The 15,746-nt window shown below is 37.8% G+C and carries 16 protein-coding genes; 3 read left to right on the forward strand and 13 right to left on the reverse strand.

Annotated features, from left to right (window positions below):
* Window positions 1–33 precede the first annotated feature (33 nt).
* Genes DOK78_RS14160 through DOK78_RS14170 form a run of 3 tightly spaced genes read right to left on the reverse strand, consistent with a single transcriptional unit; the run spans window position 34 to window position 3,241 of the window.
* Complete coding sequence (locus tag DOK78_RS14160; protein WP_207941658.1) at window positions 34–411, reverse strand: MerR family transcriptional regulator; 378 nt, start codon at window positions 409–411, stop codon at window positions 34–36.
* Between the two features lie 9 nt (window positions 412–420).
* Window positions 421–2,484, reverse strand: a complete 2,064-nt coding sequence (locus DOK78_RS14165) for an FtsX-like permease family protein (RefSeq protein ID WP_243430619.1) — start codon at window positions 2,482–2,484, stop codon at window positions 421–423.
* Window positions 2,474–3,241, reverse strand: coding sequence for an ATP-binding cassette domain-containing protein (locus DOK78_RS14170; RefSeq protein WP_207941656.1), 768 nt, complete (start codon window positions 3,239–3,241; stop codon window positions 2,474–2,476). The genes DOK78_RS14165 and DOK78_RS14170 overlap by 11 nt, the downstream gene beginning before the upstream one ends.
* A 244-nt stretch (window positions 3,242–3,485) precedes the next feature.
* Here DOK78_RS14170 and nrdD point away from each other — a divergent pair, with 244 nt between their 5' ends.
* Together nrdD and nrdG are read left to right on the forward strand one after the other, a co-directional pair.
* Window positions 3,486–5,675, forward strand: coding sequence for an anaerobic ribonucleoside-triphosphate reductase (gene nrdD, locus DOK78_RS14175; protein ID WP_207941655.1), 2,190 nt, complete (start codon window positions 3,486–3,488; stop codon window positions 5,673–5,675).
* A 12-nt stretch (window positions 5,676–5,687) separates the two neighbouring features.
* A complete protein-coding gene (gene nrdG / locus DOK78_RS14180; protein WP_207941654.1) occupies window positions 5,688–6,290 on the forward strand; it encodes an anaerobic ribonucleoside-triphosphate reductase activating protein in 603 nt (200 codons plus the stop codon).
* Here the strand turns inward: nrdG and dinB are convergent.
* From dinB to dnaX, 10 genes are all read right to left on the reverse strand, one after another.
* Window positions 6,287–7,426: a DNA polymerase IV gene (dinB, locus tag DOK78_RS14185; protein WP_207941653.1), complete on the reverse strand. Its 1,140-nt coding sequence runs from the start codon at window positions 7,424–7,426 to the stop codon at window positions 6,287–6,289. The two genes, nrdG and dinB, sit on opposite strands and share 4 nt — an antisense overlap.
* A 95-nt stretch (window positions 7,427–7,521) precedes the next feature.
* The gene (rsmI, locus tag DOK78_RS14190; RefSeq protein WP_207941652.1) at window positions 7,522–8,391 is read right to left on the reverse strand and encodes a 16S rRNA (cytidine(1402)-2'-O)-methyltransferase; all 870 of its coding nucleotides are present in this window, start codon (window positions 8,389–8,391) and stop codon (window positions 7,522–7,524) included.
* A gap of 56 nt (window positions 8,392–8,447) precedes the next feature.
* Complete coding sequence (locus tag DOK78_RS14195) at window positions 8,448–8,807, reverse strand: DNA replication initiation control protein YabA (RefSeq protein ID WP_207941839.1); 360 nt, start codon at window positions 8,805–8,807, stop codon at window positions 8,448–8,450.
* Window positions 8,800–9,630 carry a PSP1 domain-containing protein gene (locus tag DOK78_RS14200; protein ID WP_207941651.1) on the reverse strand — a complete coding sequence of 277 codons (831 nt, stop codon included), beginning with the start codon at window positions 9,628–9,630 and terminating at the stop codon, window positions 8,800–8,802. The genes DOK78_RS14195 and DOK78_RS14200 overlap by 8 nt, the downstream gene beginning before the upstream one ends.
* A gap of 28 nt (window positions 9,631–9,658) precedes the next feature.
* Window positions 9,659–10,591 carry a DNA polymerase III subunit delta' gene (holB, locus tag DOK78_RS14205; RefSeq protein ID WP_207941650.1) on the reverse strand — a complete coding sequence of 311 codons (933 nt, stop codon included), beginning with the start codon at window positions 10,589–10,591 and terminating at the stop codon, window positions 9,659–9,661.
* Between the two features lie 11 nt (window positions 10,592–10,602).
* Window positions 10,603–10,932 carry a cyclic-di-AMP receptor gene (locus DOK78_RS14210; protein ID WP_207941649.1) on the reverse strand — a complete coding sequence of 110 codons (330 nt, stop codon included), beginning with the start codon at window positions 10,930–10,932 and terminating at the stop codon, window positions 10,603–10,605.
* A gap of 28 nt (window positions 10,933–10,960) precedes the next feature.
* The gene (gene tmk, locus DOK78_RS14215; RefSeq protein WP_339076294.1) at window positions 10,961–11,599 is read right to left on the reverse strand and encodes a dTMP kinase; all 639 of its coding nucleotides are present in this window, start codon (window positions 11,597–11,599) and stop codon (window positions 10,961–10,963) included.
* A 40-nt stretch (window positions 11,600–11,639) separates the two neighbouring features.
* The gene (recR, locus tag DOK78_RS14220; protein WP_207941647.1) at window positions 11,640–12,236 is read right to left on the reverse strand and encodes a recombination mediator RecR; all 597 of its coding nucleotides are present in this window, start codon (window positions 12,234–12,236) and stop codon (window positions 11,640–11,642) included.
* Window positions 12,237–12,254: 18 nt separating this feature from the next.
* Window positions 12,255–12,569 (reverse strand): YbaB/EbfC family nucleoid-associated protein, encoded by a 315-nt coding sequence (locus tag DOK78_RS14225; RefSeq protein ID WP_207941646.1) that lies wholly within the window; start codon window positions 12,567–12,569, stop codon window positions 12,255–12,257.
* A 29-nt stretch (window positions 12,570–12,598) separates the two neighbouring features.
* Window positions 12,599–14,320, reverse strand: a complete 1,722-nt coding sequence (gene dnaX / locus DOK78_RS14230; protein WP_207941645.1) for a DNA polymerase III subunit gamma/tau — start codon at window positions 14,318–14,320, stop codon at window positions 12,599–12,601.
* 193 nt (window positions 14,321–14,513) lie between these two features.
* Between dnaX and DOK78_RS14235 the strand changes: the two genes are divergently transcribed.
* Window positions 14,514–15,731 carry an SPFH domain-containing protein gene (locus DOK78_RS14235; RefSeq protein WP_207941644.1) on the forward strand — a complete coding sequence of 406 codons (1,218 nt, stop codon included), beginning with the start codon at window positions 14,514–14,516 and terminating at the stop codon, window positions 15,729–15,731.
* The last annotated feature ends 15 nt before the right edge of the window (window positions 15,732–15,746 follow it).

A 15,746-nucleotide genomic window follows, 5' to 3' on the forward strand; every position in this document is an offset into this window, starting at 1 on the left:
CCTCCTTAATAACTTAAGGATACGAGCTGGAGTTTACTCCATGTCAACTATTTTTTCGTGATAGATAGTTATTTTTTTTGCTAAAAATGCTAGATGTTCATCAATTTCGTGTCGCTGTTTTTCAAGAAGTTGTTCTTGTTTATAAAGCAATTGTAAACGTTCGTTGATTGTTTCATCTCCTTGGTATCGGAGTTTCGCGTATGTTTGAATGTCGCGAATAGGCATGCCAATTTGTTTCAGACGTAAAATAAACAGTGTCCATTCATAATCGTTTTCTGTATAGATACGTTGATTTTGTTGATTGCGCCTTGGTTTAAGCAATCCTTCTTTTTCATAATATCTCAACGTATCCACGCTCAAATGAACACGTGTTGAAAAAGCGCCAATTGAATATTCTTGTTGATTTTCCATAAGTTACTCCTATTCTTCTACAATCCGCAAATAAAAATTTGTCGTTAAAAAATAAGCTGATGTAAAGATAAATATGGTAATGAAACAAAAGAGATACGCCACCCAATAATTAGCATCTTGCACTAATTTGGTGAGCATATAAATCGCAAATGAGCCATGACTTGTGGCAAGCAACATTGTTGGAAAGAAAATCCAGGCATTTTGCTGGTAAACCGCACGATGTAACGCTTTTTTTGGAAGACCAATTTGCTGTAGTAATTGATAATTTTGTTTTTCTCGTCCAGCTTCAAAAAACTGGCGAACCATTAAGGTACTCGCTGTAGTAATCAACACAATCATCCCGACAAAAAGCGTGACATACAAGAAAATGCCTCCTTGACGTCGATCGGCACGTACATTAGGATAACGACTTGTTTGATTTAAACGACTTACACGTTGTCCTTCTGAATCTTCAGAAATATCATCATCAGTAGCACGTTGAATATCGCCTTTTAATTGCCCATTCGTATATTCATACTGGTAGCTAATATCATTGCCCCAGTCTGTAGGTAATTGAGAGACATATGTTTTTTGAAATTGCTCTTCATCGTATCCAGTCGCATTCAAATAAACCAATTGATAATCTATCCCCTCTGCCTGCTGATAGAGATTGTCAGTTACCACTAATAAATTCGAACCATAACGCAACAAACTATCCCCAATTAAATTGGAATAACGCTCACTGAGATGAACGTTTATACCATTTGGTAAAGTTATTTTCTGCTCAGCTTTTGTCAACAATCGTTTGTTCAGCATTGCCGTATTCAAATCAATCATCACCGCCTCGTCTGTTTTGTCTAAATTGACTGCGGGTAAGTGGGGAATCATCGTCCGAATTTCATTGTAGCTTTGTTCAGAAATCAAATCAAAAAGAGCAATCTCTTCATAGGTTTCCTCATCTAAAAATTGAATCGGACGTAATGAATGTGTACCGACTACTTTTAAAGGGACGATAGTTTTTTGAGTAATTTCTCCGCCATTTTGTTGAAGTAATTCTTCTAAACGCGTAGATTCTTCGACAGTAATTTGAAAGTCAACTGGTTGACTTAAATCCGTGTACCGATAAGACATGGCAAAAATACCAATTGCTCCACCAATCAATGAAATGGCAATGCCCACAATAACAGAAATCAACGAAAGGGTTCGCCAGCTTTTTGACAGCAAATGACGCGTATGATTCAACGTAAAAAAACGTAACTGACGATAGCTAAATGCACGCCATTTGGTTGATCCATCTAATAAAGCTTGTATACCATAGGCAAAAAACAAATACGTCCCGAAGACGCACAAAGAAAAAATGAACAACGGTACCCATAACACAGAAGAAAAGTCCTCGGTTTGTTGAATGTAACTATTTAGCACGTCAACAAAATTTACTGCAATGTAGTAACCAATACTGATCAACAAAACACTAAATATACCAATTAAATAGGCACTCCAACGAACTGTTAAATGCCGACTAGCTATCACTCGTTTAGGCTGAAACAAGTCAATCAATTGTTTTTGCCAAATCAACCACATATTTTGCAACGAAATTAAACTAATGGCGACAAAAAACATCACTACAGTTGTTAACACAGAAGCCCATGAAATAAAGAAACGACTTTCAATGTTTAAATCCATAGCTTTGATTAAAATCATCGCAAAAAATTTTGAAAAAACAATCCCCATAATGATTCCCACAAGCAGAGAAAAAACGTTCAAAACCACCCCTTCAATTAAAAATTGAAAAATAATACGTGATTTTCGTAGCCCAAACAATTGATACAACCCAATTTCTTTTTGTCGTTGTTGGATAAAAAATTGGTTAGCGCCTAGCATAAAAAACAACACGACCATGGCAACAAATACATTCCCTAACGTCAATACACCTTCAATTTGAATATCTTGTCTAGCACGCAAGGTTAGAGGCTGATCATATGTCATCGCACTAAATGAATAAAAAATCATCACGGCAGTTGTCATGGATAAGAAATAGACAACATAATTCCGCGTTTGACGTAAAAAACTACGCCAAATAATTTTAAAAAGCATTCCGACGACCTCCTCCTCCGATTGTCGCCTGCATATCAATTACTTGTTCAAAAAATTCTTTACGGGTCCCGCGACGAACGACTTCAGCAAAAAACACCCCGTCTTTAATAAATAAAATTCGATTACAATAACTCGCAGTAAACGGATCATGGGTCACCATTAAGATTGTCGTGTCATTGTGTAAATTGACTTCACTTAAATAACGAAGCAATTCTGTTGCTGATTTAGAATCCAAAGATCCAGTCGGTTCATCTGCAAAAATGACGGACGGTTGTGCAACAATCGCTCGTGCAGCGGCGACTCGCTGCTTTTGCCCAATAGATAACTCATCTGGATACCGATTTAACAAATACGAAATACCTAATAAATCGGCCACGGTTTGTACGCGTTGCTCCATTTCTGTGCTAGATAATTTATCAATCGCCAAAGGTAATAAAATATTGTCCTTACTGGTGAGTGTATCCAATAAATTAAAGTCTTGAAAAATAAAGCCGATTTTTTGACGGCGAAAATCACTTAATTCATTTTCTTTCATACGGGTGATATCTTTGCCATCAATATAGACCGACCCCATCGTTGGTAAACTGATGGAAGATAAAATATTCATCAGGGTGGTTTTTCCCGCTCCACTCGGTCCCATAATTCCAACAAATTCACCTTGATCGACACTAAAAGATAAATTATCTAATACCTTTGTTTGATTAAAGCGGGTACCATATGTTTTTGTTAAATGTTTGACATCGATTATTTTTTTCACGATTCTCGCCTCTTTTCTCTCTTGTATCTTAGCATATTTTCAATTAATTCTCTAAAATCTAAAAATAAATTTTATACATTTTGTGTAAAATAAAACAATGAAACTCCCTACTCTCACCTAGCTTATGCCACCCTCTGCATATACTACATATAGTGTATAAACAAAAATAAACAACTATATATAGTTGAAATCCTTCTTTTTTTATTTTATTATAGAGAAGAAGTAAACAAAGGAGTGACACAAAATGACGGCAACTAAATTAAAAGATGAACAATATTTCTCACCAGCAACTACGGTTGAAATACAAGTCATTAAACGCGATGGACGGACCGTAACGTTTGACGATCAAAAAATTTATAACGCCTTGGTCAAAGCCAAACAACAAGTGCAAGGGACTCTTTCACCCATGGACCATCAGCAAGTACATTATCTTGTAACTAAAATCAATCATGAAATTGAGGCGCGTTTTCAAAAAACGGTTAAAATTTATGAAATCCAAAATATCGTTGAACATATTCTGTTACAACAACATGATTATGCGCTTGCTGAAGAATACATTCGTTATCGGACACAACGTGATTTCGAACGAAGTCAGGCAACCGACATTAATTTTACAATTGAAAAGCTAATGAATAAAGAACAAAGTGTCGTCAATGAAAATGCCAATAAAGACAGTAATGTATTTAACACACAACGTGATTTAACCGCAGGAATTGTTGGCAAATCAATTGGTTTAAAGATGTTACCTCCTCATGTCGCAAACGCACATCAAAAAGGCGATATTCATTATCATGACTTGGATTACCATCCTTATGCCCCAATGACAAATTGTTGCTTAATTGACTTTAAAAAAATGTTAAACGAAGGCTTCAAAATGGGCAACGCTGAAGTCGAAGCACCTAAATCTATTCAAACAGCAACTGCGCAAATTTCACAAATTATTGCTAACGTGGCTTCTAGTCAATATGGCGGTTGTTCTGCCGATCGAGTGGATGAACTTTTAGCGCCTTTTGCTGAGAAAAATTATGAAAAGCATTTAGCAGATGCCAAAAAATGGATTGCAGGCGAAGAACGTCAAATAGCTTTTGCTCGTAAAAAAACCAAGAAAGACATTTTTGATGCCATGCAAAGCTTAGAATACGAAATCAATACGTTGTTTACATCAAACGGACAAACGCCCTTCACTTCTCTTGGTTTTGGTTTGGGTACAAATTGGTTTGAACGAGAAATTCAACGAGCGATTTTGCAAAATCGAATCAATGGTTTAGGTAGCGAACATCGAACAGCTATTTTCCCTAAATTGATTTTCTCTATCAAAAAAGGCGTGAATCTTCAACCACAAGACCCTAATTATGATATCAAGCAATTGGCATTAGAATGTGCAACGAAACGGATGTATCCTGATATTTTAAATTACGATAAGATTGTGGAGTTAACAGGGAGTTTTAAGGTGCCTATGGGCTGCCGTTCTTTCTTACAAGGTTGGAAGGATGCAACTGGGCAAGAAATCAATGTTGGACGGATGAATCTAGGTGTAGTCACCCTAAATTTGCCCCGAATTGCCCTTGAAGCACAACATGATCAAGCAAAATTTTGGCAGCTTCTAGAAGAACGCCTGCAAATTGTGAAAGATGCACTCGTATATCGAATTGAACGCTGTAAAGAAGCTACACCAACAAATGCACCTATCCTCTATATGCACGGCGCGTTTGGCAAGAAACTTGCACCCAATGATGCTGTAGATGAATTATTTAATCATCGTCGTGCGACTGTTTCTCTCGGATATATTGGATTATATGAAGTCGCTGCGGCATTTTATGATGGCGAATGGGAAGTTAATCCACAAGCTAAAGAATTCACGTTAGCGATTTTACGTGCCTTAAAAGACCATGCAGATGATTGGGCTGAAGAATATGGGTATCATTTTAGTGTTTATTCAACACCAAGTGAAAGTTTAACCGATCGTTTTTGCCGTCTGGATACTGAAAAATTTGGCGTGATTGAAAATATTACTGACAAAGAATATTATACAAATAGCTTCCATTATGATGTTCGTAAAAATCCGACACCTTTTGAAAAACTAGATTTCGAAAAAGATTATCCGTACTATTGTAGCGGTGGCTTTATTCATTACTGTGAATACCCCATTCTACAACAAAATCCGAAAGCCTTAGAAGCTGTGTGGGATTATTCTTATGAACGTGTTGGCTATTTGGGAACCAATACGCCCATTGACCATTGCTATGAATGTGGGTATGAAGGAGATTTCAAACCAACCGAGCGTGGTTTTCAATGCCCGCAATGTGGCAATCATGATCCAAAAACCTGCGATGTAGTAAAACGAACATGCGGGTATCTAGGCAATCCACAAGCACGCCCAATGGTACATGGACGCCACAAAGAAATTTCTGCACGTGTTAAACACATGAAATAAGGACGTGATAATATGAGAAACCCACAACCCAAAGAATGGTGCAGTGAAGACTATAGTCAACAACGGATTGCTGATTATAAGCCGTTTAATTTTGTCGATGGTGAGGGAGTTCGTAATAGTTTATACGTCAGCGGTTGTCTTTTTGCTTGTGAAGGTTGCTTCAATAAAGCCGTACAAAATTTCCGCTACGGTACACCGTATACTTTGGAATTAGAAAATCAAATTATTGCAGACCTCTCTCACGATTATGTTCAAGGACTTACTTTATTAGGTGGCGAACCTTTTTTAAACACGGCTGTTTGCCTCCAATTAGTTCAACGCGTTCGGGAAACGTTTGGAATGAAAAAAGATATCTGGAGTTGGTCAGGATATACATTTGAAGAACTTTTGCAAGAAACTGATGATAAATTGGCTCTATTGCAACAAATCGATATTTTAGTTGATGGTCGTTTTGAATTAAGTAAACGTAATCTCAATTTACAATTTCGTGGTAGCAGTAATCAACGAATTCTTGATGTCCCCAAATCATTAGCAGCTGGTAAAGCAGTGATTTGGGAAAAATGTATCGATGCCGAACAACAATATGAACAAATTAAAAAGCAAGCGCTCATTTAGTGCTTGCTTTTTTCATAAGGATCTCCAGTTTCCCACAGAGGTAACACGATATTTTCATAAGTCAATGGATCCAAGTTAGTGACTGTCACACCTAATAAACGAATCCCCTTTTCAACGCCCAGAATTTCTTCCCAAATTAAACTAGCTTGCGAAAAAATCTCTTCCTTGCGATAGACGTATTCAAGCAAGGTAACCCGCTTAGTAATCGTGGTATAATCTGCATAGCGAATTTTCACAACAACCGTCTTGCCGTGTTTTTGTTCTTTTTTTAAGGATTCAGCTACTGCATTCGACAATTGGCGTAATTGAGCTAGACATTCGTCTTCTGTCGCTAAAGGTTGCCCATAGGTATTTTCTTTGCCTATCGATTTTCGTTCACGTGAAATATTTACCGGTGCATTGTGAATACCACGGACTTTGCGATACAAGGAATAACCCATTTTGCCAAAATGCTGCATCAGCTCTGCCTCACTACGTTCATGTAAGTCTGCTCCTGTAAAAATACCTAATTCATGCATTCTAGGAACGGTCTTTTTCCCGACACCATGAAATTTTTCAATCGGTAATTTTTTTAGAAAAGTAACAGCATCTTGAGGCATTACAACGGTCAAGCCTCGTGGTTTTTCAAAATCTGAAGCTAATTTGGCTAAAAATTTATTGTAACTGACCCCTGCTGAACAAGTAAGCTGAACTTCTTGCCAAATATCATGCTGAATTAATTTGGCAATTTTAATAGCTGATGTACTTTGAATTTTATTTTCAGTCACATCCAAATACGCTTCATCAATCGAAACGATTTCGACTAAATCTGTATAACGGTAAAAAACCGCACGCACTTGCCGAGAAATTTCTCGATATTTTTGGTGATTTCCTGGAACAAATAGCGCATGTGGACACAGCTCATACGCTTTTTGCGCACTCATAGCCGAATGTATGCCATATTGGCGTGCTAAATAATTCGCTGTTGTAACCACACCACGTCCCCCGGTATCACTTGGATGACGAGCAATCACTAACGGATGCTTCGCCAGTTCCGGTTGGTCACGTTCTTCTACTGATGCAAAAAAAGCATCCATATCAATATGTATAATTTTACGGGATGTATCATTTTTTAATGGAAACTGCAATCCGGTCATCAGGCTCACCTCTCTTCCATTATATACGAACGAACATTCCCCTGCAAATATCCTTACGTTGTTTGTTCCTAAAAAAATAGCCTAGGCATACCTGCCTAGACTTCATTTAATCCATGATAATCATTGTACACGACTTGCTTTTTCAAGCTATTTTTCTTGGCAATTTCTTTAATTGCTAGATTTGGTTTCATTCCATCAGCAATTAAAGCTTCGACTTGCTCGGTAATGGTTCCAACAATTTCTTCTGCTGGCGCTTCTTCGGTTGCACCGGCAACCATCAAGCAACATTCGCCTTTGACAGGCGTCTCATCAAGATATTCTTTTAATTCTGCTAAGGTTCCTCGTAAATATTCTTCATGAATTTTGGTCAATTCACGACAAACAACTGCTTGACGATTCGGACCAAAAGCTTCCATCATGTTTTCGATAGTTGTTCCTAAACGATACGGCGATTCATAAAAAATCATGGTTGCTTTTTGATACTTGAGTGTTGCCAGTTCTGCTAGCTGTTCTTTCTTTTTACGTTTTAAAAAGCCATAAAAATAATTTGGCTGTGGCGTCAGTCCAGAAGCAATCAAAGCTGTCAAACCAGCAGTGGGACCAGGCAAAGCAACCACCGAAATTTCTTCTTCAATACATGCCAACACTAGTTCATGACCAGGATCACTAATCGAGGGCATGCCTGCATCACTAACTTGCGCGATGGATTTACCCTCTTTTAAATATTCAACTAGTTGGGGAACCCGCTCTTTATAATTATGTTCATGTAAACTTTTTTGCGGTACTGTAATTTCAAAATGATTCAATAGCTTTTGAGTATTACGAGTGTCTTCACTGGCAATTAAATCCACCGCTTGTAATGTTTTTACACTGCGAAAGGTCATATCTTCTAAATTGCCAATCGGTGTCGGAACTAAATATAGTATCCCAACTGTCTTATCTTTAAAACTCCGCTGTTTCTTCAACTTGTTCACTCCTTAAAATAAAAAGACTGAGCAAAAATTTCTGCCAGTCTCTTATCTTATTTGCCACTTTCGCGATAAATTACTTCTAAACAAAACGCACACGGTTCATCGTGCTCACGTCTTGATCCATATAAATCATAACAAACGTGGAAACCTTCTTCGTAAATTTTTTCTAAATTCATGCGTGATTTTGATAATGCCGATGAATTTTCTTGTTTCGCCTTGCCTGACGGCTGCTCATTTGCTTGATTTAATTCACGGATATGCTCACGCAAACGCTGATTTTCTAACTCCAGTGTGGCATTTTTTTCCACAACTTCTTGTAGAGAATCTTTCATTTCCGCAAGATTTGTTAATAAGTTTTGTAAATCACTCTCAAAATCATTCAATCCATCATATATCGAACGCTTATCCATTGACATTAGCTTCACCTGCTTTGGCAACTTCTTTTATCTCTTCGTAATCATATTCCACAGGCGTTTCTTTCCCGAATAGTCGTACTTTGATGACACGACTTAATAAGTTTAAGCCGACTACACGACCTTTGCCGTCGGGGGTTACAATTTCAGTACCAAAATCAGGTAATTCTTTTTTCGCTGCTTCATATTCATCATTTTCATAGTTTAAACAACACATTAAACGACCACATAAACCAGAAATCTTTGTTGGATTTAAAGATAAGCCTTGGTCTTTTGCCATTTTAATGGACACTGGGACAAAATCGCCTAAAAAAGTTGAACAACATAATTGACGACCACAAGGACCAATTCCACCTAAGATTTTTGCTTCATCACGGACGCCGATTTGACGTAATTCAATTCGTGTACGGAAGATAGCGGCTAAATCTTTGACCAATTCTCTAAAATCAATTCGCCCGTCTGCAGTAAATTGGAATATCATTTTGCTACGATCAAATGTATATTCGACATCGACCAATTTCATTTCTAATTTATGCTCACGAATTTTATTTTTACCAATTCGTAAAGCTTCTTTTGCATCTTGTTTATTCTTTTCATCTTGTTGCAACTCAGAAGCTGTTGCGCGATGGATGATTGGTTTAATGTCATCCGGCAAATCTTCTGCGGCCATCTCTTTATTAGGGATAGCAACAGTCGCTATATATTTCGCTTGCTGGGATTCCACCAAGACCTTATCGTTATATAAAAATTCAGTTTCACCAGGAGAAAAATAATAGATTCGTCCAGCTTGTCGGTAACGAACACCCACTACTTTAACCATGTGTCTCCTCCTTTCTTATGGACTTATTTCAGGTAATGATCCGCAATGCCAACTGTTCAGCGACACCTTGAAAAGAAACATTTGCTTCTAATTTTTGTTGAGCTTGTAAAATCAGCTCCAATTCACGATTCAATCCATCTACATGAAGTCCTTGAGTCAAAAATTGGTTGCGCTCACGTTGAAAATAAAACGACAATATCGCTAAAACTTGACGTTGTTGTGTTTTTTCTTTTGTGATTGCCAATAATTTTTTCTGTACAAAAACAAAACTTTGAGGATCTTTCTTTCGCAAGTAGTCAAACCACGTTGAAACAATGTCCTTAGCACCATTAAACCATTCATCTTGAGAGATTTCAACTGCTTTGTCGTAACTATTTGTCAGACTAGCAAGAAGTTCTGCCGTCTGTTGACCAATTCCATCATTTTGTAATTTTTCACGTAATTTTCCTTTGGGAAGTGGCGAAAAATGAATAATTTGGCAACGTGATTGAATGGTTGGCAAAATTCTGCCTAAACTATCCGTCTCTAAGATTGCTAAGAAACTACCAGGTGGCTCTTCTAAAAATTTAAGTAAACTATTCGCTGCACTCGCATTCATTTTTTCTGCTTGTTGAATAATAAATACTTGCTGACGTTGCTCAAAACCACTTTTGGAAAACTCCGCTTGTAATTGACGAATTTGATCGACTTTAATACTCTGACCATCAGGGGTAATCGTCTGAACATTCGGATGTTCATTCATCTCAATACGCAAACAATTAATACATTGGTTACACGGTTCATTGTCTTGTCGTTGTTCACAAAAAATGTATTTTGCTAACCATGTACTCATTTCATGTTTGCCGGTCCCATTGTCCCCTTCAAAAAGATAAGCATGAGCCAAACGCTCATGCTCACCATTTTTTTTCATTTGAGAGTAGACAAGAGGTTGGTATTCGGCTAAAAACTTTCCTTCCTCCATACTAGCCCTCCTTAATATTGATGAAAACCTTCAACTGGTAAAACAAATACGGTTGAGCCACCAACTTCTACTTCAACTGGATATGGAACTTGTCCATCCAATGAAACATCTAAAGACATTGGTGTTGACACATATTGCTTTCTTGATTGGCATGTTTTCTTGATCAATTCTAGTGCTTCATCTACACGTTCATCTTCAATCCCGATAATAAAGGTGCTGTTACCTGCTTTCAAAAAACCACCTGTTGAAGATAGTTTTGTTGCACGAATATTCGCATCAATAAATTCGTTTGCTAAACGGTTGCTGTCTTTGTCTTGAACGATTGCCATAATTAGTTTCATGTTCTCATCTCCTTAGTTTTTATGATAATTAAAAATATTGTGGGTAAGCTTCGACAATAGCAGAATAGCTTGTTTCGACCACATCAGGTAAACTCATACGTGCGTCCACTCGATGAATACGGAATGGATTTTCTTCCGCTAATTTTAAATAAGCGTGACGAACCCTTTGATGAAATTCTAACCCTTCAGAGTCCAATCGGTCAATTTGGTCGGCTCTGTTTTGTTGAATTCTTCTTAACCCTGAATCAGAATCAATATCTAAATAAAGCGTAAAATCTGGCGTTGTCCCTTCTGTTGCAAATTCGTTAATTGCAGCAATTTCTTCCATGCCAATCCGACGTCCTGCTCCTTGATAAGCTAATGAACTATCCACAAAACGATCACAGATAACAATTTTACCAGCATTTAACGCAGGTAAAATTACTTCAACTAAATGTTGACGGCGAGCCGCTGCATAAAGCAACGCTTCGGTACGTTCATCCATTTCATCATGTTCTGGATTGAGGATAATGTGACGAATTTTTTCCGAAATTCGGACACCTCCTGGTTCTCTTGTTTTTACAATACCTTTTTTAGCTATTAACTGTAAACGAGGGTACAGTTCATTGATGACGCTGGTTTTACCTGCGCCATCTGGTCCTTCAATTGTTATGAATAATCCATTCACTAGGGTTTCCTCCATCGATTCATTTTCTGAATAAACATTTCTATAATTCTCTTCTGCCTTCGACCGCTTTTAATAAAGTTACTTCGTCTGCATATTCAATGTCACTACCCACCGATAGCCCATGTGCCAGGCGTGTTACTTTGATGCCAGCCGGTTTGATTAAACGAGAAAGATACATCGCAGTTGCTTCTCCTTCAGTCGTTGCATTCGTTGCTAAGATAACTTCAGTCACCTCATCGTTATGCAAGCGTTGAATCAAACTGGGAATGTTGATATCTTCTGGTCCGGTTCCTTCCATTGGAGAAAGCACACCATGTAAGACGTGATATAGACCTCGATACTCGCGCATTTTCTCCAAAGCCATCACATCTTTTGGTTCTTCTACAACCAAAATCGTGCTACGATCACGGGTTGTATCTGAACAAATGCTACAAGGATCTTCTTCTGTAATATTCCCACATACACTACAAAAGGTCAAATCACGCTTGACACTTAATAATGATTTTGCAAATTCGTTGACGACTTCATCTTTCATATCAATCGTATGAAAAGCCAACCGAGTCGCAGTTTTTTGACCAATCCCTGGTAAATTCATATAACTAGCAATTAATCTTGCAATTGGTTCTGGATATTGCACAAGTCAAGACTCCTTTTTTTAGAATCCTGGGATTCCTTTTGTATATTTACCGATTGTTGCTTCGGTTTCTTTTTCAACCTTCGTTAATACGTCATTAACTGCCATTACAACTAAATCTTGTAACATTTCAGCATCTTCTGCGTCAATGATTGCTGGATCAATCACGATATCTTTAATTTTGCGGTCACCGGTTGCGGTAACTTTTACATAGCCGTTAGTAGCTTCCCCTTTAAATTCTGTGGCATTTAACACTTCTTGTTCTTCTGCCATTTTCTTTTGCATTTTTTGTACTTGTTTCATCATGCCTTGCATATTTCCCATGCCTCGCATCATTAGTCATCGCTCCATTTCTCATTTTCTCATTAATCTTCTTCAATTGTTGCTAAATCACCAAATAACTCTTGAGCTTTGGTCACTATTGTTTCATCTTCAGGTTCCTCTGGTACTAACGAAATATCCCCTGCTTCTTCAAATACTTCTTCCACTTCAATTTCGTGATCACTGGATAGAAATTCTTGCCGTAGTTCTGGCCAGCTATCAACCGTAATAAAAATTGGATCCGGTGCATAATCTGGAATCATTCGACTCAAATTATTATGCACGGCTAATCCAAATTCTGGGTCGTTCGCAGCTTTTTGACAAATAATTTCATAGTCAAATGCAATCACTAACCCAGTTGGACTAGCTGCTTTGGGTTCACTTGCACGCAAGATGGCTTTTTGAGTAATCGTCAAACTAGATAGCAAGTCTTCCCAAACCATTTTCACATTCACTAAATTTTGTTTGGTGGCTTCTTTTAACACACTAAAGACACGCTCTTTGGGAATACGATAGCCATTCATTTGCGGTTTTCGCTTAGGTGCTTTTGGTGTTTCCGGTTGTGCCGTTACGCCATTTTGCTTGAGTTGCTGTAGTTCTTGTCGTAAGCCTTGCAATTCTTTTTTTAATTGTTGGACTTCTTGATTATCAACGATTGCTTCCGCAGAGACGACACTAGCTGGTGTACCACCACTGGCTAATTTAACTGTCGCCACTTCTAAATAAATAGTTGGATTTGTCGTAAACCGTACATCATTTTGTGTATCATTTAAAATATCAATCCATTGATACAATTGTGGTGGTGCTGTATCTTTCGCAAGTTGCTGAAACTCTTCCGTTAGATACCCCGTTTTTTCGTTTAACAACTGTGGGGCTTGTTGATAAATCAATAAATCACGACAATAGACTAAAAGATTTTCCAATAAACGTCGAGCTTCTTTACCAGAGGCTAACATGTCACCTAACATTTCTAAAGCGCCAGCTACATTGTTTTGTGCACAGTACTGGATAAACTGATCCATCATTTCAAAGGTTAAACTTCCAGTTACCTCCATCGCATTTTGCATTGTAATTTTACCATCGCTAAAGGAAATTGCTTGGTCTAAAATACTCAATGCATCACGCATACCACCTTCAGCCGAACGAGCAATCACTTGCAACGCCTGATCTTCATAATCAATGTTGCTTTCAGCTAAAATATGTGCCAAATGCTCAACAATATCTTCTGTCCGAATTCGTTTAAAATCAAAACGTTGCGTCCGTGAGATAATTGTTGCTGGAATTTTATGAGGCTCAGTTGTTGCTAAGATAAAAATCACATTTTTTCGCGGTTCTTCCAACGTTTTTAACAAAGCATTAAACGCACCTGTCGAAAGCATGTGGACTTCATCGATGATATACACTTTATATTTCGCTTGCGTCGGTGCATAATTTGCCCGATCACGAATAAAGCGAATCTCTTCTACACCATTATTACTCGCAGCATCAATTTCAATAACGTCTTCTTGACTACCTGCTGTAATCGAACGACACATTTCACATTCATTACACGGTTCGCCATCTTGACTGTGCGGACAATTGACTGCTTTGGCAAGAATTTTTGCGGCACTGGTCTTTCCTGTTCCTCGTGGGCCTGTAAATAAATAGGCGTGAGAAATCTGATTTTGGATAATCGCATTTTTCAACGTTTGGGTAATCGCTTGTTGCCCGACAACATCGTCAAAGCGTTGCGAACGCCAGACGCGATAAAGTGCTTGATAAGCCAAACTTGCCCACCTCTTTTCAAAATTCGCTATCTATCATTATACGAAACTTTTGTAAAAAAAACTACCAACACGAAGGAACTCTCATTAACTTTTTTTACGACTTACGGCGGATACAAGAAATAATTCGTCTTGTGGTATAATTTGGTTATAGATGTTTAATAATAATTTTTAACTCACTAAAGGAGGAAACATCATGGGATTAATTAAAGCAGCAACAAGTACAATTGGTGGCGGTCTTGCTGACCAATGGCTAGAGATTATCGAACCAGATGATATGGGTGACACAACAGTAATGACAAAAGGTGTCAAAGTTAGAAAAGATAGTAAACGTGGATCCAACCGTAAAGGAACCGATGACGTAATTACGGATGGTTCAGTTGTTCATGTATATCCAAATATGATGATGCTTTTAGTTGATGGTGGAAAAATTATCGATTATACCGCAGAAGAAGGATATTATACTGTTCAAAATAATTCTGCACCATCCATGTTTAACGGTTCATTAAAAGCAGCCATTTCAGAAACATTTGACCGTTTCAAATTTGGTGGTGTGACCCCACAAAAACAACAAGTTTTCTATATTAATTTACAAGAAATTAAAGGCATTCGTTTTGGTACGTCTTCTCCGCTAAATTATTTTGATAATTTTTACAATGCGGAGTTATTTTTACGAACACATGGAACGTATTCTATTAAAGTAACTGATCCAATTTTATTTTACACAAATGCGATTCCGCGCAATAAAACACAAGTCGAAATCGATGATATTAACGAGCAATATCTAGCTGAATTTTTAACAGCCTTACAAGCAACTATCAACAAAATGTCTGCTGATGGCGAACGTATTTCTTATGTCCCTTCTAAAAGTATGGAACTAAGCAAATATATGAGTGATGTTTTAGATGATAGTTGGCGTGATTTACGTGGAATGGAAATTGTCGCTGTAGCAGTGGCAAGCATTTCTTACACAGATGATTCAGTTAAATTAATCAACATGCGTAACCAAGGTGCAATGTTAGGTGATGCCAACATTCGTGAAGGATTTGTACAAGGGTCAATTGCTAAAGGAATGGAAGCAGCAGGAAACAATCCTGGAGGCGCAGCACAAAGCTTTATGGGCATGGGTGTTGGGATGAATGCTGCTGGAGGTTTCTTTAATCAAGCTTCTCAAACGAATCAACAACAAATGCAACAGCAAGCAGCTAAACAAGAAAACACTTGGACTTGCCCAGATTGCGGTACTGAAAATACTGGAAAATTCTGTAGCAATTGTGGGACTGCAAAACCTGAAGCTAAAGCAGCAAGTGTTAAAATGAAATGTGCCTCTTGTGACGCAGTCGTTGATTTAACAAATGGCGTACCAAAATTCTGTCCAGAGTGTGGCAAACCATTCCAAGGAGTACCAATCTAAATTTAGGAGGTTGTT

The sequence above is a fragment of the Enterococcus sp. DIV2402 genome (assembly GCF_017426705.2).
Classification (GTDB): domain Bacteria; phylum Bacillota; class Bacilli; order Lactobacillales; family Enterococcaceae; genus Enterococcus_F; species Enterococcus_F lowellii.